Source organism: Microbacterium sp. NPDC007973 (assembly GCF_042958465.1).
Classification (GTDB): Bacteria; Actinomycetota; Actinomycetes; order Actinomycetales; family Microbacteriaceae; genus Microbacterium; species Microbacterium galbum.
The window spans coordinates 571,043-589,814 of sequence record NZ_JBIBJJ010000004.1 but is presented as its reverse complement, the minus strand read 5'-3'; the positions used below and the strand labels follow the sequence as shown (position 1 = coordinate 589,814).

The 18,772-nt window shown below is 71.0% G+C and carries 14 protein-coding genes; 9 read left to right on the top strand and 5 right to left on the bottom strand.

What is annotated here, in order from left to right:
• The first annotated feature begins 93 nt into the window (after positions 1-93).
• Together ACFZA2_RS15625 and ACFZA2_RS15620 are read left to right on the top strand one after the other, a co-directional pair.
• Positions 94-1,866, top strand: coding sequence for a S8 family serine peptidase (locus ACFZA2_RS15625; RefSeq protein ID WP_391406650.1), 1,773 nt, complete (start codon positions 94-96; stop codon positions 1,864-1,866).
• Positions 1,863-3,863: a hypothetical protein gene (locus ACFZA2_RS15620; protein ID WP_391406648.1), complete on the top strand. Its 2,001-nt coding sequence runs from the start codon at positions 1,863-1,865 to the stop codon at positions 3,861-3,863. The genes ACFZA2_RS15625 and ACFZA2_RS15620 overlap by 4 nt, the downstream gene beginning before the upstream one ends.
• Before the next feature lie 33 nt (positions 3,864-3,896).
• Here the strand turns inward: ACFZA2_RS15620 and ACFZA2_RS15615 are convergent, their stop codons facing one another.
• Together ACFZA2_RS15615 and aspS are read right to left on the bottom strand one after the other, a co-directional pair.
• Entirely contained in the window at positions 3,897-4,961 is a 1,065-nt protein-coding gene (locus ACFZA2_RS15615; protein WP_391406646.1) for an ABC transporter ATP-binding protein, read from the bottom strand.
• A gap of 73 nt (positions 4,962-5,034) precedes the next feature.
• Positions 5,035-6,375: an aspartate--tRNA(Asn) ligase gene (gene aspS, locus ACFZA2_RS15610; protein WP_391406644.1), complete on the bottom strand. Its 1,341-nt coding sequence runs from the start codon at positions 6,373-6,375 to the stop codon at positions 5,035-5,037.
• A 15-nt stretch (positions 6,376-6,390) separates the two neighbouring features.
• On the opposite strand from aspS, the gene ACFZA2_RS15605 reads away from it, so the two are divergent.
• The 7 genes from ACFZA2_RS15605 to ccsB all read left to right on the top strand — a co-directional run bounded on the left by ACFZA2_RS15605 (position 6,391) and on the right by ccsB (position 12,515).
• Positions 6,391-6,945, top strand: a complete 555-nt coding sequence (locus ACFZA2_RS15605; protein WP_391406642.1) for a hypothetical protein — start codon at positions 6,391-6,393, stop codon at positions 6,943-6,945.
• A 100-nt stretch (positions 6,946-7,045) separates the two neighbouring features.
• On the top strand, positions 7,046-7,735 hold the full coding sequence (locus ACFZA2_RS15600) for a DedA family protein (protein WP_391406640.1): 690 nt from the start codon (positions 7,046-7,048) through the stop codon (positions 7,733-7,735).
• Between the two features lie 79 nt (positions 7,736-7,814).
• The gene (locus ACFZA2_RS15595; RefSeq protein WP_315995123.1) at positions 7,815-8,456 is read left to right on the top strand and encodes a histidine phosphatase family protein; all 642 of its coding nucleotides are present in this window, start codon (positions 7,815-7,817) and stop codon (positions 8,454-8,456) included.
• Positions 8,456-9,061, top strand: a complete 606-nt coding sequence (locus ACFZA2_RS15590) for a TlpA family protein disulfide reductase (protein ID WP_391406638.1) — start codon at positions 8,456-8,458, stop codon at positions 9,059-9,061. Before ACFZA2_RS15595 ends, ACFZA2_RS15590 begins: the two co-directional genes overlap by 1 nt.
• Positions 9,058-9,807 (top strand): cytochrome c biogenesis CcdA family protein, encoded by a 750-nt coding sequence (locus ACFZA2_RS15585; RefSeq protein ID WP_391406636.1) that lies wholly within the window; start codon positions 9,058-9,060, stop codon positions 9,805-9,807. Before ACFZA2_RS15590 ends, ACFZA2_RS15585 begins: the two co-directional genes overlap by 4 nt.
• A complete protein-coding gene (locus ACFZA2_RS15580; protein WP_391406634.1) occupies positions 9,788-11,500 on the top strand; it encodes a cytochrome c biogenesis protein ResB in 1,713 nt (570 codons plus the stop codon). The genes ACFZA2_RS15585 and ACFZA2_RS15580 overlap by 20 nt, the downstream gene beginning before the upstream one ends.
• A 4-nt stretch (positions 11,501-11,504) precedes the next feature.
• Positions 11,505-12,515 (top strand): c-type cytochrome biogenesis protein CcsB, encoded by a 1,011-nt coding sequence (gene ccsB, locus ACFZA2_RS15575; protein WP_315995119.1) that lies wholly within the window; start codon positions 11,505-11,507, stop codon positions 12,513-12,515.
• A 171-nt stretch (positions 12,516-12,686) separates the two neighbouring features.
• Here ccsB and ACFZA2_RS15570 read toward each other — a convergent pair whose 3' ends face one another.
• From ACFZA2_RS15570 to ACFZA2_RS15560, 3 genes are all read right to left on the bottom strand, one after another.
• Entirely contained in the window at positions 12,687-13,223 is a 537-nt protein-coding gene (locus tag ACFZA2_RS15570) for an endonuclease domain-containing protein (protein WP_391406631.1), read from the bottom strand.
• 540 nt (positions 13,224-13,763) lie between these two features.
• Complete coding sequence (locus ACFZA2_RS15565) at positions 13,764-15,848, bottom strand: YhgE/Pip domain-containing protein (RefSeq protein ID WP_391406629.1); 2,085 nt, start codon at positions 15,846-15,848, stop codon at positions 13,764-13,766.
• Positions 15,845-18,733, bottom strand: a complete 2,889-nt coding sequence (locus ACFZA2_RS15560) for an MMPL family transporter (RefSeq protein WP_391406627.1) — start codon at positions 18,731-18,733, stop codon at positions 15,845-15,847. The genes ACFZA2_RS15565 and ACFZA2_RS15560 overlap by 4 nt, the downstream gene beginning before the upstream one ends.
• Positions 18,734-18,772: the final 39 nt, after the last annotated feature.

Below are 18,772 nucleotides of genomic sequence, written 5' to 3'. Positions count from 1 at the left end.
TCTGGGCAAACACCGCGTGCCCGCTGTTGATAATGATTATCAGTAGTATCTCGAGTCGGCGCCCGTACGGGTGCCCGATCGAGAAAGATGCCCATGCGTTTCACGCCCCGTCGTCGGTCGACGACACTCCCTCTCGCGCTCCTGCTCGTCGCCGTCTCGGTGACAGCCGGGTGCGCGGCCTCTCCTCCCTCCAACCCCGCGATGGACGGCGCGCGCCGCACGCTCATCGCCAGCTCGCCCGCCTGGGCCCACGACGCCCCCGAGCTCGGCGATGACGTCAGCCTCACGGCATCCGTCCTCTTGACCGATTCGGCGACGGGACTCGAGACCGCCGCCGTTCGAGACTGGCTCGACGCCCAAGGCCTCCGCCTGGAGGGCCAGCGCGACAGTGTGCGACTGCTGTCGGTCTCCGGGTCGTCGACGCAGTTCGCGAGCGCCTTCGACACCGCGTTCGGAACGACGACGGTGGCGGGACGCACCGCCGTGGCCCCCACCCGCGACCTGTCCGTCCCCGCGGCGTTGACCGGGCTCGAGACCGTCGCCGGTCTCGTCGACACCGATGCGCTGCACCCCAGCGTGACTGCGGCTCCGGTCCGGAGCGACGACTGCGCCCGGTATTGGGGGGAGACGCTGTCGGCTTCCTGGCCCGAGGCGGTGAAGGTGGAGCAGCGCTCGAACGCCCTGTGCGGCTACGGCCCGGCTCAGTTGCGAGCAGTGCACGAACTGCCGGCAGACGCCACCGGCTCCGGCGCGACGGTCGCCATCGTGGGGGTGTTCGACGATGCGGACGTCGCCGCAGACACCGACACGTACTTCACCGGTGCAGACCTCGCCGGCTGGCGAGACGGGCAGTACGTGCACAACGCTCCCGCCGCTCCGCAGACCTCGCGCTGCGGGGGACCGGCCGCCTGGAGCGTCGAACAGCGCCTCGATGTGCAAGCGGTGCATGCGGTCGCCCCCGATGCCGACATCGTGTACTGGGGCGCCGATGATTGCCTCGCCCAGACGCTGTACCTGCGGGTCTTGGATGCTGTCGAGGCGCCCGTGCGCCCGGACGTCGTCTCTCTCTCGTTCGGCGGCCCGGAAGACCTCGACACCGACGGCGACCGCGTGCTCCTGAACCGTGTGCTGGTCGAGGCGGCTTCGCGAGGCGTCTCCGTCTTCGCTTCCAGTGGCAACGACGGTGACTACTCCCTCGTGGGCGACCATCACGACCACACCGACGTCGCGACGCCCGCGTCCAGCGCCTACATCACCGCCGTCGGGGGCGCGAGCATCGGCCTCGACGCCGACGATCACGTGGCGGTCGAAGCCGGCTGGGAGGTCCAGACGCGATTCGCCCACAACGGCGGCATCATCCCGCCCGGCTTCATCTACGGCGCCGGCGGCGGCGAATCGGCGTACTACCCACGGCCGAGCTGGCAGAGCGAACACGTCCCGCACAGCGGCACCGGCCGACTGGTGCCCGATGTCGCCTCGCTCGCCGACCCCAACACGGGCTTCACCGTCGCGGTGCGGCGCTCCGGGGCCCTGGCGTACGAAGCGCACGGGGGAACGAGCCTCGCCACCCCCATGGTGGCTTCGATGGTCGCCATCGCCAAGGCTCGCACGGGCGTGCAGGTCGGCCTCGCGACGCCGTATCTGTACGACCTCGCGGGCTCCACCGCGGTGCGCGACGTCGTGCCCGCATCGGCGGGAACGTGGTACCGCCGCGACAAGAGCACCGGCCAACTGTGGCTCGAGACCCTCTACCTCTGGGATACCCATCCCCAGTCCCTCCAATCCGCGCCGGGATGGGACCCGGTCACGGGACTCGGCATCCCCCGCGGAAGCGATTTCCTCGACCGATTCGGAGCAGAGCAGTGATCCGCTCGACGTCTTCTCGCACGTTCCTCGTCCGCACGGCGGCGGCCGTGTTGATCGCCGGTGCGTTCCTGGGAGCGGGGATGGCTCCGGCCGTCGCGGCGCCCGTGACGTCCGCGACCTCGGCCGTCGGCATCCAGATGCTCGACGCCGACGGGGGCACCGTGCAGGCCCCCGCACCGCTGAGCGAATGGTCGAGCGGTGGCACCGTCGAGACCAGCCTCGCGGCGACGACCGACGTCTACAAACTCAACACCACGAGGACGAACGGGCTGGCCGCCCGCGCGGCATCCGATGGAGCCCAGTCCTCCATCGACAGTGGGCTCTTCCAGCTGCGTGACCGCGTGCCGGTGGCCTTCACGGGGCTGCGCGCGAGCTGCGGGACCGACGGCAGCACGTCGATCGGCTTCGACTCGCTCACCGTCGACGGCAAGGACGTGCTCGATTCGAGCAAGCTCGCCGCGGGCTACACCGTCGCCCTGCCGTCGTCACCGACCTGGGGCTCGACCAAGCTGATCGTCGGCGAGCGCACGGTCGACCGAGGCCGCGTGCAGGTGACCGCCCTGCGCATCGAAGCCGAAGCGGGCTGGTCGGAGATCTGGCGCGTACGTCTGGGGATCGCCGCGTGCACGCCCGCGACCTCTGCGGCTCCCGCGCTCGTCAGCGGGGTGTCGGTCACCGCACCGAACGGTGCGGTGCTGGTCGCCGGGGCGCCGCGGGTGGATGCCGAAGGTTCGGCGCAGGCGCAGAACGTGCGGAGCGCGGGATCGGCTTCGTCGGCGACCGACGTCTCGGTGGCGCACGCTGCCGACGGGTCGAGCACGGTGCGCGTGGGGTCGTTCCGTCAGGTCCCCGACACCTCGTCGGTGGGCGAGTACATGTGGTCGGCGTTGCGGGTCTCCGGCCTCGGCCTCGCCGTCGCCGCCGACGGCTCGTCGCGAGTCACCTTCAGCGACACCGGGTCTGCGGTCTTCGCCAACGGGGTGTGGATCAACACGGGAACGGACCTGTACACCGGCCTGGCCCCCGACGGCTCGGCCCGGGTGCGCGTGCACCTGAACGAACGCGTGCCGCAGCCCGATGGCAGCATCGTCATCACGGCTCTGCGCTACGAGGACCTCACCGGCACGTACCCGTCGGTGAGTCTGGGAACGGTGCGCTGGAGCGCGGTCGCATCCCCGGAACCGACGCCGCAGCCGACGCCGACGCCGACGACCTCGTTGCCTCCGCGATACGCCTTCGCCGTGGACGCCACCGGACCGTCGGCGATCGCCCCGGCCTTCGTCGCCGACCGGGATGCCGCGCAGCAGACGATGCCGACCGCGGTCGCCGACTCGCGGGACGCCGTCGCCTCGGACGGATACGCGGGGCAGATCGCGCTGCGGGGGATCGACACAGAGAGCTCCGCCGCCGCGTCCGAGGTGACGGTGTCGGACGTCACGCTGTATCCGGGAACCGCCCTCGCGGTGTCGCTCACCGACGTGCACCTCGCCGTCACCGCAGCGGGCACCGAGCTCACCACCGGTGGCGGTACCGTGGCCGGTCACCGTATCGAAGCCGGCCCGATCCCAGCAAACACCCGGCTCACCGCGCCGGGGCGAAGTGCTGTCGTGACCCTGAACGCGCAGTCGGCGAGCGGCGCGGCGCAGACGGTCGTGGCGGTCGACGTCGACGACCGTCGAGGACTGGGCGCTCACGTCCGCGTCGGGGTCGTCACGGCCGATGCGCCGAGTCCCGCTCCGCAGCCCGATCCGACCGTGCCCACCTCGCCCCTTCCCGGTGAGCCCGGGGCCCCGGTCGCCTCCGCGCCCAGCGAGTTGAGCCCCGGACCGATCGCCCAGGGCGACGCGGCACCTGCTGCGGCTGCGGCGGACCACCTGCCCGTCACGGGCGCCGACGCGTCCGGCGCGCCGGCCCTGGCGGTCGCCGCCATGGGCGCGGTCACCGCAGGAGCAGCGTTGGTCGCGTGGGCGCGTCGACGACGCATCCGCCGCGGTTGATCGGAAGGGGATCCCGGGCGACCGGGATCCCCTTCACCCTCGCGGGCGTATCGCGACCGGCACGGGCGCGAGGGCGATGCGAACGTGCGACCGGTCATCCAGTCGCTGATCGGAGGCGTGCTCCACGACGACGCGGCTCCCGTCGGCCGTGCGGACGGTCGAGCGGCGAACGCTGCCCAGGAACGTCGTCTCCTCCACCACGGCATCCGCCCCGGGTGTGTCCTCGTCCACCAGGATCACCTGTTCAGGCCGCACGACGACCTCGCAGTGTCCGTCGTGCGCGGAGCCGGCGAGCGGGAGCTCCTGCCCCCAGACCTCGACGACCACTCCCTCGACGATCCCGGGCACCGCGCTCACTGGACCGAGGACCTCCGCGACCGCCGCGTCAGCGACGCGCGCGTAGACCTCGTCGGGGCTGCCCGACGCCACGATGCGTCCGGCATCCATCACGACGAGGTGGTCGGCGACCGCGGCCCCCTCAGTGGTGTCGCGCGTCGCCCAGAGCGTGGTGACACCGCGCTCGCGGAGCTCTCGGACGAGGCGGTCGCGCGTCTCGGCGCGGGCACTCGTGTGCAGGGCGGCGAGGGCGTCGTCGAGCACGAGGGCCCGGGGCCGCGAGGCCAGCGCGCGGGCCACCGCCCAGCGCTGACGGTCACCGTTCGAGAGACGGTGCACGCTCTTGTGTCCCGTCGTGAGGCCGACCAGGTCGCAGAGACGGTCGGCCTCGGCATCCGGGTCGATCGCACCCGTCTGTCGGGCTGCCGCCACGATCGCCGCGCGGGCGCGACCGAAGCGGGCGACGGGGGTGCGATCCCGCACCTCCGCGACGCGGGGCGCCGCAGCGCCCACCCGTCCCTCGATCGTCACCGTCCCGGCGTCGGGTCGTTCGGCTCCGCTGACCAGCCGCAGCAGCGTCGAGGCTCCGCAGCCCGAGGGGCCGACCAGCCCGACGATGCGGCCCGGGGCGACCTCGAGGTCGACGTCGTCGAGGATGACGGTCCCCGCGCGCTCGCGACGCACGCCGTCGAGCACGATGGTCCAGCCCGTCGGGCGCGACGCGCCTCCCGATGGGGAATCGAGCGGAGTGACGGCGACCATGACCCGACGCTAGAGACCCCGGATGACACGACGACGCCCGGGGGGTGAACCCCGGGCGTCGTCAGGTCGAAACTTACGGGGCCAGACGCGTCGGTCCGCGGAAGAGGTAGGTGACCTCGCGGATCGAGGACTCACCGAGCAGCAGCATCAGCACGCGGGCGAGGCCCATTCCGAAGCCACCGTGCGGCGGGGCGCCGAAGCGGAAGAAGTCCAGGTAGAAGTCGAGGTGCTCGGGGTCGAGCCCCTTCTCCTTCGCCTGCTCGATGAGCACCTCGACGCGGTGCTCGCGCTGCGCGCCCGTGGTGATCTCGACGCCGTTGAAGAGCAGGTCGTACGACTTGGTGAGTCCGGTCTCCTCGTCGCGCATGTGGTAGAAAGCGCGAATCGCGGGGTGGTAGTCGGTGATGAACACGAACTGGTGACCGTAGGTCTCCTGCACGTGCGCCGCGATCTGACGCTCGCCCTCCGGGTCGAGGTCGCCGTCGGTGCGGGGGATGTCGTAGCCGCGCGCGGCCACGATCTCACGGGCCTCGGCGAGCGGGATGCGCGGGAACGGCAGGGTGGGCACCTGCACCTCGACGCCGAACAGCTCCTGGATCTCCGCGCCGTGCTTGTCCGCGACGGCCTGGAACGCGGTCTGCAGGAGCTCCTCCTGCATGCGGGCGACATCTTCGTGCGAGTCGATCCAGCTGATCTCGGCGTCGATCGAGGTGAACTCGGTCGCGTGACGGCTCGTGAACGAGGGGTCGGCGCGGAAGGCCGGCGCGATCTCGAAGATCTTGCCGAAGCCGGCGACCTGGGCCATCTGCTTGAAGAACTGCGGGCTCTGCGCGAGGTAGGCCGTCTTGTCCTCGAAGTAGGGAACCTCGAACAGCTCCGCGTTGGACTCCGAAGGGGATGCCATGAGCTTGGGCGAGTGCACCTCGATGTAATCGCGCTCCACCCAGTACGTGCGCATGGCGTGCTCGAGCGTCGTCTGCACGCGGAAGATGAGGTTGTTGCGGCGCTGACGCAGGTCGATGAAACGGTAGTCCATGCGCTTGTCGGGGCTGCTGTCGGCGGCGATCGGCGTCTCGGGGTTCGCCGCGGCCGCGATCACGAGCTCGCCGACCTTGATCTCGACGCCGCCGAGCTTGACACGCTCGTCGTGCTTGAGCTCCCCGCGCACCGTCAGGAAGGTGCCGGTCGCGAGGGCACCGATCGTCTCGGTCAGGGCGAGGGCCGCGGCATCCTGGTCCACGGCGTCCTCCGCCGGGCGGGTCGCCGGGTTGACCAGCTGCACGGCGCCCGTCTCGTCGCGCAGGACGACGAACTGCACCTTCTTCTGATCGCGCACGGTTTCGACCCATCCCGACACCTCGACGGGGCCGGCGGGGAGGGACTTCAGCTGGTTGACCAGGACGCGTTCGCTCACGATCGACCAGTCTACGTGCGGGTGGTGGCGGCCCCCACCCGCCGTCCTCGCGCCTCGTCGCCCGGTGTCGCGGGACGCGGGCCCCGTGCGGCGGGCGGGAGGGACGCCGCACGTCGCCCGTCGCGACCCGGACGGGCGCGAACCCTCGGATTCCGACGCGGCATCCCTATGATGGCGCTCGTGACGTTCTCCCTCCCCCCGGAGTCGTTCCGGACGCTGCGTCCGGAACCGCGGGGGCGTGCCCCGCGGCCGTGGGACGTCGCGACGACCGTCGTTCTCCTGGTGCTCCTGCCCCTCCTGGCGCTCGCGGCCTCGTACGCGGGTGTCGTCCTCGCCTCCGCCGCGAGCGTCTGCGGGACGCAGGACTGCGACGCCGGTCTGATGAACCTCGGGTTCTGGATCGCCGTCATCGCGCCGTGGGTGATCCTCGTGATCGGGCTCGTCGTGGCGATCATCCGTCTCGTGCGGCATCGCCTGGCGTTCTGGGTGCCGCTGGTCGCGATCCTCTCGATGGTCGCCGTGTGGTTCATCGCCGCGGCGCTCGTGGGTGCCGGGCTCACGGCATCCTGAACCGCTCGGGGGCAACCCCCAGGAACGGCGCCTGAACGGCCCGTAACCTGACTCGTGGGCGTCCGCACGGGCGGCCGATCACCGAGCGCGAAGGCACCCGATGACCGACGTCACCCTCTCCCTTTCCCCGCTGCGCGCCGGCTCCGGCCCGCAGGAGGGCCAGTCCTGGCTCACCTCGCTCGCCGACTGGACCGTGTCGCTCATGGAGGTCATCGGCCCCGTCGGCGCCGGTGTGGCGATCGCCCTCGAGAACCTCTTCCCGCCGTTGCCCAGCGAGGTCGTGCTGCCCATGGCCGGGCTCACCGCGAGCCGCGGCTCGTTCACGCTTTTCGAGGCCCTGCTCTGGACGACCGTCGGGTCGGTCGTCGGCGCCTTCATGCTCTACGGGCTGGGACGCTGGCTCGGCGCCGCGCGGCTGCGGGCGTTCGCGGCGAAGATGCCGCTGCTGCACCCCGAGGACGTCGATCGGACCGTCGCCTGGTTCGAGCGCCACGGTGGCAAGGCGGTGTTCTTCGGTCGGATGATCCCGATCTTCCGCAGCCTCATCTCGATCCCGGCCGGCGTCTCGAAGATGCCGCTGTGGCGCTTCGGGCTGCTCACCGGCGCGGGGAGCCTGATCTGGAACACGATCTTCGTGCTCTCGGGCTATCTGCTCGGCGAGAACTGGCACATCGTGGAGGAGTACGCCTCGATCCTGCAGTACATCGTCATCGCGGCGGTCGGCATCGGTGTCGCGTGGTTCCTGTACTCGCGCGTGCGCTCGCTGCTCGCTGCACGCAAAGACGCCTGACCCGGCGGGATATCTCCACGTCGAGGCAACCGGCATCCGGACTCAGTCAGACCACAGAACCCGCGCCTAGACTGGGATCGTGCCCGCCGATCGCCTTCATCTCGTGCGCCACGGAGAGGTGTACAACCCCCGTCGCGTGCTCTACGGTCGGCTCCCCGGATTCGGCCTGAGCGTCGACGGTCGGCGCATGGCGCGGCAGGCGGCCGAGTACGTGAAGAGCCTCGAGCGGCCGGTGAGCGCTCTCGTGGTCTCGCCGCTGCAGCGCACGCGCGAATCCGCCGAGCCTTTCGTCGAGCTGTTCGGCGCCGAGCCGTTCATCGACGACCGGGTGATCGAGCCCACCAACGTCTTCGAAGGGCGCCGGATGAAGCAGGCGCTCGCGAACCCCCTCAACTGGCGCCACCTCAGCCGCCCGGCCGTCCCCAGCTGGGGCGAGCCGTACGAGCGGATCGTCGCCCGCATGGTCGCGGCGATGGATGACGCCTGGAACCGTGTGCCCGCGGGCGACGTCGTCGTCGTCTCGCACCAGCTCCCCATCTGGGTGACCCACCTCGCCCTGTCCCATCAGCCCACCCGACACGACCCGCGCAAGCGTCGCTGCGCGCTGTCGAGCGTGACGAGCTTCGAACGGCGCGACGGCGCCGGCGGTCCGCGGTTCGTCGAGGTGGCGTACGCAACGCCGGCGTCCACCGCCGGCGCCGTCGACGTAGGAGCCGTGTGATGCGCCGAATCCTCTCCGCGGTCGGGGCGGTCCTCGCCTCCGCCGCGCTCGTCACGGGTCTGGCGGCCTGCAGCGCCGACCCCCTCGCGGACCAGTACCGCGCCGGCGACAACAAGGGCTACATCGCCGCCAACGGGTTCCAGACCAAGGAGATCGCGGCGGATCAGCGCGGCGAGCCCGTGGAGTTCTCCGGCACGCTCGACAACGGCTCGCCCGTCTCGAGCGCCGACTTCTCGGGCAAGGTGCTCGTGGTCAACTTCTGGTACGCCACGTGCGGTCCCTGCATCATCGAGGCCCCGCGTCTCGAGCAGGCCTACCAGAGCTTCCAGGGACAGGACGTCGCCTTCCTCGGCATCAACACCTACGACCAGCCCGCGACCGCTTTGTCGTTCGCGCGCGACCACGAGGTGTCGTACCCCAGCGCGATGGCTGTCGACGACGCCCAGCTGAAGCTCGCGTTCAACAAGGCGACTCCGTTGAACGCCACCCCCACCACCCTCGTGCTCGACAAGCAGGGCCGCGTCGCCGCCCGTATCGTCGGCGAGCTGCCCGAGGCCTCGATCCTCGAGGCCATCGTGCGCACGCTCGTGGCGGAGAGCGCGTGAACCCCGGCGCCCTCGTCTTCGACGGCGCGTTGTGGGTCGCCGTTCCCCTCGCGCTCGCGGCCGGCCTCATCTCCTTCCTCTCGCCGTGCGTGCTGCCGCTCGTCCCGGGCTACCTCGGGTACATCGGCGGTACCGTGGCCCCGCGCGGGGGCTCGGCATCCGGGCCCGGTCGAGGACGGCTGCTCGGCGGGACCCTGCTGTTCATCGCGGGGTTCACGGTCGTGTTCATGGCCGTCAATGTGCTGGGCGGAACGCTCGGCGCCTTCTTCCTCGCCTACGCCGACGTGATCACGCGCGTCATGGGCGTGGTCATCATCCTGATGGGCCTGGTGTTCATCGGGCTGTTCGGCCTCGCGCAGCGTTCGGTGCGGATGCAGTCCCGTGGCAACCTGGGGCTCATCGGCGCACCTTTGCTGGGCATCGCCCTCGGCATCGGCTGGACCCCGTGCATCGGGCCCACGCTGGCGGCGATCCTCTCCGTGTCGTACAACCTCGGGGATCCCGGCCGGGCGGCCCTGCTCGGGCTGATGTACTCGCTGGGTCTCGGCATCCCGTTCCTGCTCCTCGCCCTCGGCTTCGGATGGGCGACGAAGTCCGTGGCGTTCGTGCGCAGGCACATCCGCGTCGTGAACCTCATCGGCGGAGCGCTGCTGATCGTGCTCGGCCTGCTCATGGTGACGGGCCTGTGGGGCCAGTGGATGTCGACCCTGCAGGGGGTGATGGGCAATGTCCAACTCCCGCTCTGATCGAGGGAACACGATGACCGACCCGCTGCGTCCGTCCGACCACGCCGACTCCACGTCCGACGAGGTCACCCAGCCGCGCCTGGGCGTCGTGGGATGGCTGCGGTGGGGATGGCGCCAGCTGACCAGCATGCGCACGGCCCTCGTGCTGCTGCTCTTGCTCGCGATCGCCGCCGTCCCGGGATCGCTCGTGCCCCAGCGCAGCGCCGACCCCAACGGCGTCACGCAGTACTTCACCGACAACCCCGACCTCGCGCCGGTGCTCGACAAGCTCAGCCTGTTCGACGTCTACACCTCGCCCTGGTTCTCGGCGATCTACCTGCTGCTGTTCATCTCGCTGATCGGCTGCGTGCTCCCGCGCACGAAGCACCACTGGAAGGCGCTGCGCTCGCAGCCGCCGCGCACGCCCGCGCGTCTGTCGCGCCTGGACGACCACCGCTCCCGCTCGATCGCGGTCGACGGGGATGCGGATGCGGATGCCCTGGCGACCGCCGCCGTGGAGAGCGCGGCCGCGCAGCTGCGCAAGAGCGGCTACCGGGTGGCGCGCTACGACGGGCGCGGGTCGTTCTCGGTGTCGGCGGAGCGCGGGTACCTGCGCGAGACCGGCAATCTGCTCTTCCACGGCGCGCTCGTGGGCGTCCTGATCGCCGTCGGCGTCGGTGGGGGCTTCACCTACACCGGTCAACGCGTGCTCGTCGAGGGCCAGGCCTTCGCGAACAGCCTGCTCGACTACTCCTCGTTCAACCCGGGTCGCTTCGTCAGTGGAGACACCCTCACGCCCTACTCGATGACGCTCGATGAGTTCGACGTGTCGTACGTTCCGCCCGGCCAGCCCGGTTCGGGACAAGCCGGCGACTTCGTGGCGCACGTGACGACGCAGGCCCCCGGCACAGACCCGCAGGAGGGCGAGGTGCGCGTCAACCACCCGCTCGACGTGCAGGGCGACCGCGTCTACCTGCTGGGCAACGGCTACGCCCCGACCGTCACGATCCGCGACGCCGAGGGCAACGAGGTGTTCCACGACTCGGTCGCGTTCCTGCCGCAGGATGCCAACATGACCTCGCTCGGCGTCATCAAGGTCGCCGACGGTCTGCCCGAACAGCTCGGTCTGCTCGGATTCTTCTACCCGACGATGGACGTGCTGCCTTCGGGTGCGCTGACCTCCACGTACGGGGCGCTGGAGTACCCGACCCTGACGCTGCGCGTGTACGAGGGCGACCTCGGCATCGACGACGGAACGCCCCGCTCGGTCTACACGCTCGATCCGTCGGGCATGACGCAGATCGCCGGCGGCGACAGCGGCAACCCCGCCATCCAGCTCATGCCCGGGCAGACCGAGGATCTGCCCAACGGCCTCGGCACCATCACCTTCGAGAACGAGGCGCCCGCGGGGGCCGTCGGGTACGAGGGATCGGTCAAGCGCTTCGCATCCCTGTCGATCCACCGCGACCTCGCCGGACCCTGGGTGCTCGCCTTCGCCCTGCTGGCGCTGCTCGGCCTGCTCGCCGCGCTCTTCGTGCCGCGCCGCCGCATGTGGGTCAAGGCGACCCCGCAGGGCGGCTCGGTGCTCGTGGAGTACGCGGGCCTCGCGCGCGGTGAGGACCCCACCCTCGCCGCCGCCGTCGATCAGCTCGCCGAGAAGCACGGTGCCTCCCTTCCTCCCCAGAGCCACCCCGACACCGGAAAAGTAGACTGAGACCATGCCCGGAACCGACCCGCTTCTCCTCGACGAGATCTCCCTCCTCCTGGTCTGGACGGCGGTCGCCATCTACGTGCTGGCGTTCATCGCGTACGCCATCGATCTCGCGCGCCGCTCCGACCTCGCGCTCAAGGCCAAAGACGAGGTCGTCGCGCGCGAGCTCGTGACCGCGGGCGGCGGGGGAGTGATCTCCTCGGGCGCCGGGTCGTCGGCATCCGGTGCCTCCACCGCCAAGCCGCGCTACCTGTGGGCGCGACTCGGGACGGTGCTGACGGCGCTCGGCTTCGTCTTCCACCTCGTGGCGACGGTCCTGCGCGGGATCGCAGCCGAGCGCGTGCCGTGGTCGAACATGTACGAGTTCGCCATGACCGGCCTGCTGCTGATCATCGCGGTGTACCTCGCCGTGCTGACGCGCTACGACCTGCGCTTCCTGGGCTCGCTCATGACCGGCCTCGCCGTGCTGCTGCTGGGTGGCGCGACGCTGGCGTTCCATGTCGAGGTCGTTCCGCTGGCCGACCCGCTGAAGTCGGTCTGGCTCGTCGTGCACGTCTTCGTCGCGAGTCTCGCGACGGCACTGTTCGCCCTCGCTTTCGGGCTCTCGGTCGTGCAGCTCATTCAAACGCGGCGCGAGCGCAAGCTCGCCGAAGCCCCGGTGGATGCCGAACCGAAGCGCAGCTTCCTGCGCACGGTTCCGAACGCCGACGCCCTCGAGTCGCTGGCCTACCGCTTCGCGATCGTCGGATTCATCTTCTGGACCTTCACCCTCATCGCCGGCTCCATCTGGGCGAACGACGCGTGGGGCCGGTTCTGGGGCTTCGACACCAAGGAAGTCTGGACCTTCGTCATCTGGGTGCTCTACGCGGGCTACATCCACGCTCGCGCGACGCGCGGCTGGCGCGGTACCCGTTCGGCGTGGCTGTCGATCATCGGCTTCACCGCTGTGCTGTTCAACTTCACGATCGTCAACGTCTTCTTCAAGGGCCTGCACGCCTACAGCGGCCTGACGACGTAAGGACCCGCGTCCGGTTCCCGGGCCCGTCCGGCTGTCGCCGGGCGGGCCCTTCGTGTTTCGCGGAACGTCCCGGCCCTGGCCCGGGCGCGATGCCCTCGCCCGGTGGGCGGCGGGGTTTGAGTGTCCAAGGCATGCCGCTGGTGGCGGGTGGACACAGCATGTCTTGGACACTCAAGGGGCGTCGGCCGCGCGGAGCGCGTGGCGCACGGGTGCGACGATGTCCTGCATCGGCGTCTCGAGGTGGTGGGCCACGACACGGATGAGTGTCCACCCCTCCCGGGCGATGGCGCGCCAGCGGTCGGCATCCCGTCGGAACTGGTCTGCGTCGGCGTGCTGCCGCCCGTCGTATTCGACCGCTACCCGGTGGTCGGGGTAGGCCATGTCGAGTCGAGCGACGAAGACCCCGTCTGCCGTGCAGAGGGTCCAGTTGAGGTGCGGCTCGGGCAGGCCCGCCCGCAGGAGGACGAGGCGCACGGCCGTCTCTCGCGGAGATTCCGCTCCGGGTCTGACAAGCTGCACTGCCTCGCGGAGGGCGACTGCTCCGCGACGTCGTGCGCGTCGTGCAGCTGCGTCGAGGTCTGACACGGTGTCGCCCTGTGACAACGCCCAGTCTCCCGCGGCGACGAGGTCCTCCATCGGGACGAGCGAGCCGAGCTGAGCCCAGGTCTCGACGCGATTTGCGATCGGCAGGCCGGCGCGCAGTGTCACACCATCCGACGGCATGACCAAGCGATGTCCCACGACACCTGCCGTGCGAGGCTCCCGCGCGGGGGGAACCGCGCTCACATGCAGAAAGTCGTCAGGGCGGAACGGGAGGGGCATCCCCCACAGCGTGGCGGCGGTCGAGTGGCTGAAGAATTGCGCGCCGATCATCCGAGGGAGAAATGCCCTGCATCTCGCCTCCAGACCCTCCAGCGGATCTTCACGCGCGACGCGCACTCCATGGAACGGCGACCGCAGGTCACCGGCGGACAGCCGCCGGCGGGGGACGCCGTGTGCATCCGCATCGCGGACGTGGAACGCCGAGCGCAGTTCAGGGGGGAGTGGGTGCGGGTGCATGCCCACAGCAGACACGATCGTCCGCGCGTGGGCCGCCCGGCCCCCGCTCTGCTGTGGATACCCCCCGCTGTGAAGGAGTGGTGCACTCCCCGGATCGCCCTCGAGTGTCCAAGAAACGCCGTCTCTCGCGGCTAGGGGCGGCGTGTCTTGGACACTCGACAGGAGAGGGCGCGTCGGGCACCCACGCGCTTACGCGGGCTGGGCGGCGGCGCGGGCGGAGGTCGTGCGGCGGCGCACCACGATCAGCGTCGTGGCGATGAGCGACAGCACGGCCCAGACCACGAACCCCGCGATGCCGGCCCCGACTCCGCCGGCCGACGACAGAGCGCCGAGCATCGCGTCGTAGGCGGGGGCGGTCGGCAGGAGGGATGCCGCGGCGGCCAGCGCGGGCGGCACGGTCGACACGATGCTCGCGCCCAGCGCCAGGGCGCCGATCACCGCCGCAATCCATCGGCCCGCTCCGCCGAACACCGCCACGAGGGCCTGGTGGACGGCGGCGAAGGCGATGCCGGCCGCGATGCACACGAGGGCGAAGAGGGCCCAGTCGCCCCAGTCGTACTTCGAGGCGATCTGGACGACGGAGGCGACCAGCAGGCCCTGCACGGAGCCGACGAGCGCAGCGGGGGCGAAACCGCGCAGCGCGACCAGCGCGGACGGGCGACGGCTGGTCAGAGCACGCGCCGACACCGCCTGGAACGCGACGAACGAGGCGAGTCCGCCGAACCACAGCACGGCCATGGCCAACAGCGGCACCGCGGCGAGGCCGAACAACGAATTGTTTGCGCCCGTGGCCGAGACCGGGTCGGCGACGACGTCGGCGAGGGTGGTCGCCTGGGTGTCGGTGTACGTCGGCAACTGCGCGACGGCGGTGTCGAGCCCATCGGCGAGCGACGACGTTCCCGTCGCCACCTGCTGCACGCCGTCGGCGAGCTGGCCGGCGCCGTCTTCGGCGCCGGAGGCTCCGGATGCCAGCTGCGCGGCGCCCGAGCCGAGGGCCGCGGCCCCCGTGCCGAACTGCGTCGCGCCGTCGGCCAGTTTCGTCGCGCCCCCGGCGATGCCGTCCATGCCGCCGGCGAGCGTGCCGAGTCCGGAGGCCGCCTCGCGGGCGCCACCGGCGAGGCCGGTCGCGCCGTCGGCGAGCTGCTGGTTGGCGTCGGCGATCGCACGGATGCCCGTGGGCAGCTGCGCCGCCTGACCGGCGAGGTCGCCGATCTGCGTGACGGTGTCGGTGGCCCGGTCGAGGGAGGCCGCGGCGGCGGCTGCCGCATCGCGCAGCGCCTGGCACTGCTCCGGGGTCCCCGTGCACTCCGCCGCCGCCTTCTGCAGCGCGGCGTTCGCGTCGACGAGAGCCTTGTTGACCTGCGGGGCGGCGTCCGCGAGCTTCTGCGCGTCGTCGGCGAAACCCGGCGGGATCTGGTCGGCGAGACCGTTGATCTGCGTCGCGAGCTGCTGATTGCCGGCCGCGATGCCGTCGGCACCGGTCGCGAGCTTGCTCACTCCCGCCGCGGCATCCCGCGTCCCGTTCGCGAGCGCCGTCGAGCCCGATGCCAACTGCGTCGCGCCGTCGGCGAGCGGACCCGCGCCGGCCGCGAGCTGCGACGCCCCATCGGCGAGGCTCGAGGCTCCGTTCGAGAGCTGTCCCAGGCCGTCGCGCAGATCACCCGCGCCGGACGCGGCCTGCGATGCCCCGTCGGCCAGCTGATGGGCGCCGCTCGCGGCGGAACCGAGCTGGTCGCTCAGCGTCGTGAAGCCGAGGAAGACGTTCTTCAGATACTGAGAGGACAGCTCGCCGCCGTAGACGCTCGTGGCCGTCGTGGCGAGCGCGGAGGTGATCGCTCCGTCGACGACGCGCGCGTCGGGGGCGGTCTGCACGCCGATGGTCGCCTTGACCGGCGTCTCGCCGGGGCGCGTCGACAGCGAGGCGGCGGTGAAGTTCTCGGGGATCGTGACGACGGCGGTGTAGGTGCCGTCGGCGAGACCGGCCGCGGCATCCTCGTCATTCGAGATCACCCAGTCGATGTTGCTCGGCTGGTCGTCGGCGCCCTTCACGAGGCCGCCGGTGAGCTGGCGCCCCAGGGGAACGAGTTGACCGTTCAGCTCGACGGCCTTGTCGTCGTTGACGATCGCGGCCGTGATGTTCTCGAGTCGGTCGGTGGGGTTGTACAGCGCGCCCACCAGGATGCCGCCGATCACAGCGGGCAGCAGGAGCACACCGATGAGCGTCAACCACGTGACGGGGCGGCGCGAGCGGGAGCGCTCGACGGGGAGAGTCATGCGAACACCTCGGAGAGATCGGCGAAGGTTTCGGGTTCGGAGCGGTGCCGTCGCGGCGTGGGCAACGGCAGGGAGGTCACGTCGGGGCGGTGCGCCTCGGACAGCAGGGCGAGGGCACGGCGCTCGTCGCGGGCGGAGACGACGAGCGTGAAGGACGACGACGCGTCGCCCGACCGCTCGCGGGCCTCGACGGCCGCGCGGCGGAGCACGTGCGCGACATCGTCGCGGGTGTCGTCGTCGAGGCGGTCGACGTCGGAGATGACGACGATGCGTGTGCCGCGGGCGACGGCCTGGCTCACGTCCGCCTCCGCCGTCGAGGGGTCGTCGAGGAGGGCGACTCCGACGCGTGCGCGAACGGCACCGGCGCGTTCGGGCACCAGGAGCCCGTCGACGCGCAGCTTGCCCTCGATCTTCGACAGGCGACCGGCGACGGCGAGGAGAAGCGTGCGCGTGGTGCGGCTCTCTCCCGTCACGAGCAGGGTGCCGCCGTACCCCAGTCGCATCGACACGTCACGGAAGACCGGCTCCTCGGTCTCGGAGGCGACGCTGGCGCGCAGGTCGTCGGCGGCGATCGCCATCGCGGGTTCGGAGGGCCACTCGGCGAGGTGCACCTCGCGCTCGACGGCCTCGCCCTCGACGTCGAGCTTGGGCAGGATGCGGTCGAGCCAGCGCGGCATCCACCAGGCTTTCGCGCCCAGCAGCGCGAGGATCGCCGGAACGAGGGTCATGCGCACGAGGAACGCGTCGACGGCGACGCCGACCGCGAGCCCCAGGGCGATGGGCTTGAGACTCGAGTCGCCCTCGGGCACGAAGGCGACGAACACGGCGAACATGATGACCGCGGCCGCCACGACGACACGGGCGGATGCCGCGAAGCCGCTGCGCACCGCGCCGAGTGCCACCTCGCGGGGTGTGCGCCCCTCGCGCTTCGCGTGGACGTAGTCCTCGCGCATACGCGAGACGAGGAAGACCTGGTAGTCCATGGCGAGGCCGAAGAGCACTCCCATGACGACGATCGGCATGAAGCTGATGATGGGCCCGACCTTCGCGACGTGCAGCGCATCGGCGAACCAGCCCCACTCGAACACCGCGGCGACCACGCCGAACGACGCGGCGACCGACAGCAGATATCCGCCCGCAGCGGTGAGCGGAACCCAGATCGAGCGGAACACAACCATCAGCAGCACGAGGGAGAGTCCGACGACGAAGAGGCCGAAGGGCAGGAGCGCGGCTCCGAGCTGGTCGGAGATGTCGATCGTCACCGCGGTGTAGCCGGTGACGAGCAGGCGTACGCCGAACTCGTCGTAGAGGCGATCCTCCTGAGCCCGCAGCTCGCGCACGAGGTCGGCGGTGCGGGGGTCGTCGGGTGCGGTCTCGGGGACGATCTGCACGATGCCGGTGTCGGCGGTCTCGTTGGGGGTGGCCAGGGCCACTTCGGCGACCCCGGGGATCTTGGCGATCTCGTCGCCGATGTCGGTCATGAGGGTGAGGGGATCGTTCGAGGTCACGATCGTGCCGGTCATGATGAGCGGCCCGTTCGCTCCCGGTCCGAAGTACTCGTCGGTCAGCTCGTAGGCGACGCGCGCCTCGTCGCCCTCGGGCAGTTGGCCGGCGTTCGGCAGGGTCAGGGCCAGCGACGCGGCGGGAACGGCGGTGACGCCGAGCAGCCCGATCACCGCGACGGTGGTGACCACCGGATGCCGGGTCACCAAGCCCACCCAGCGCTTCGCGGGGCCGTTCCGCTCGGCCTTGATGGCCGCGGTGGTGGCGCGTCGCACGCTCTCGGCGGCGGCCTCTTCGGCGGCGGCCGCGTCGTCTTCGGCGGTGGCGGTGCGCGAGCGCTTCTTCGGGCGCTTGTGTCCCCACCCGACGACACGGTGACCGGCGAAGCTGAGGAAGGCCGGCGTGAGCGTCAGCCCGACGCACACCGCGATCGCGACGGCGACGGAGGCGGCGATCCCCATGGTCGTGAGGAACGGGATGCCGGCGAAGCTCAGCCCGATGAGGGCGATGAGCACCGTGATGCCGGCGAACACCACGGCCGAACCCGCGGTGCCTACCGCGCGGGCCGTGGACTCCTCGGGGTCCATGCCCGCTCTCGTCTGGTCTTGATGTCGAGACACGATGAAGAGCGCGTAGTCGATGCCGACCGCCAGGCCCAACATCACCGCCAGCAGCGGGGTCGTCGACGACACGGTCGCGAAGCCGGTCGCGATGAAGATGAGGGCGATCGAGAGGGCGACGCCCAGGATGGCGGTGGCCAGCGGCATCCCGGCCACCAGGAACGAGCGGAACGTCACCATCAGCACGAGCGCGGCGATGAGCACGCCGAGGGCTTCGGTGAGCGAGGCGCCGGGGATCTCGGTGGCGAAGAGCTGCCCACCGAGAACGGATTGAGAACCGGGGGGAAGCGCCTCGCCCAGGGCCGTCGCGGCCTCGCGGAGCCCGTCTTCGGTGGCCTGCGGCACCTCGGTGGCCTCGCCGGAGAACTGGATGCGGACGATGGCGGCGCGTTCGTCGTCGGAGATGCCGCCCGAGATGCGGGTGTCGTAGGGGTCGGTCACGGCTTCGACGAAATCGAGGTCGCCGATGGCGGTCGACGTCTTCTGCACGGCGTCTTGATACGCCGGGTCGGTGACCTTCGACCCGTCGGCGGAGACCACGATGATCTCGGCGCTGGCGCCGCTCACCTGGGGGAACGTGCGCCCGAGCATCTCGAGGCCCGCCTGCGACTCCGTGCCGGGGATCGTGAAGGTGTTGTCGGTGCCCTTCGCGAACAGCGCGACACCTCCGCCGGCGAGCACGAGCACGAGCAGCCAGGCCGTGAGAACGCGCCACGGGTGACGGAACGACCAACGCCCGAGGGTGTACAGGAATGTCGACACGGTGGCTCCCAGATCGGTGAACAAGTCGATACATCACCG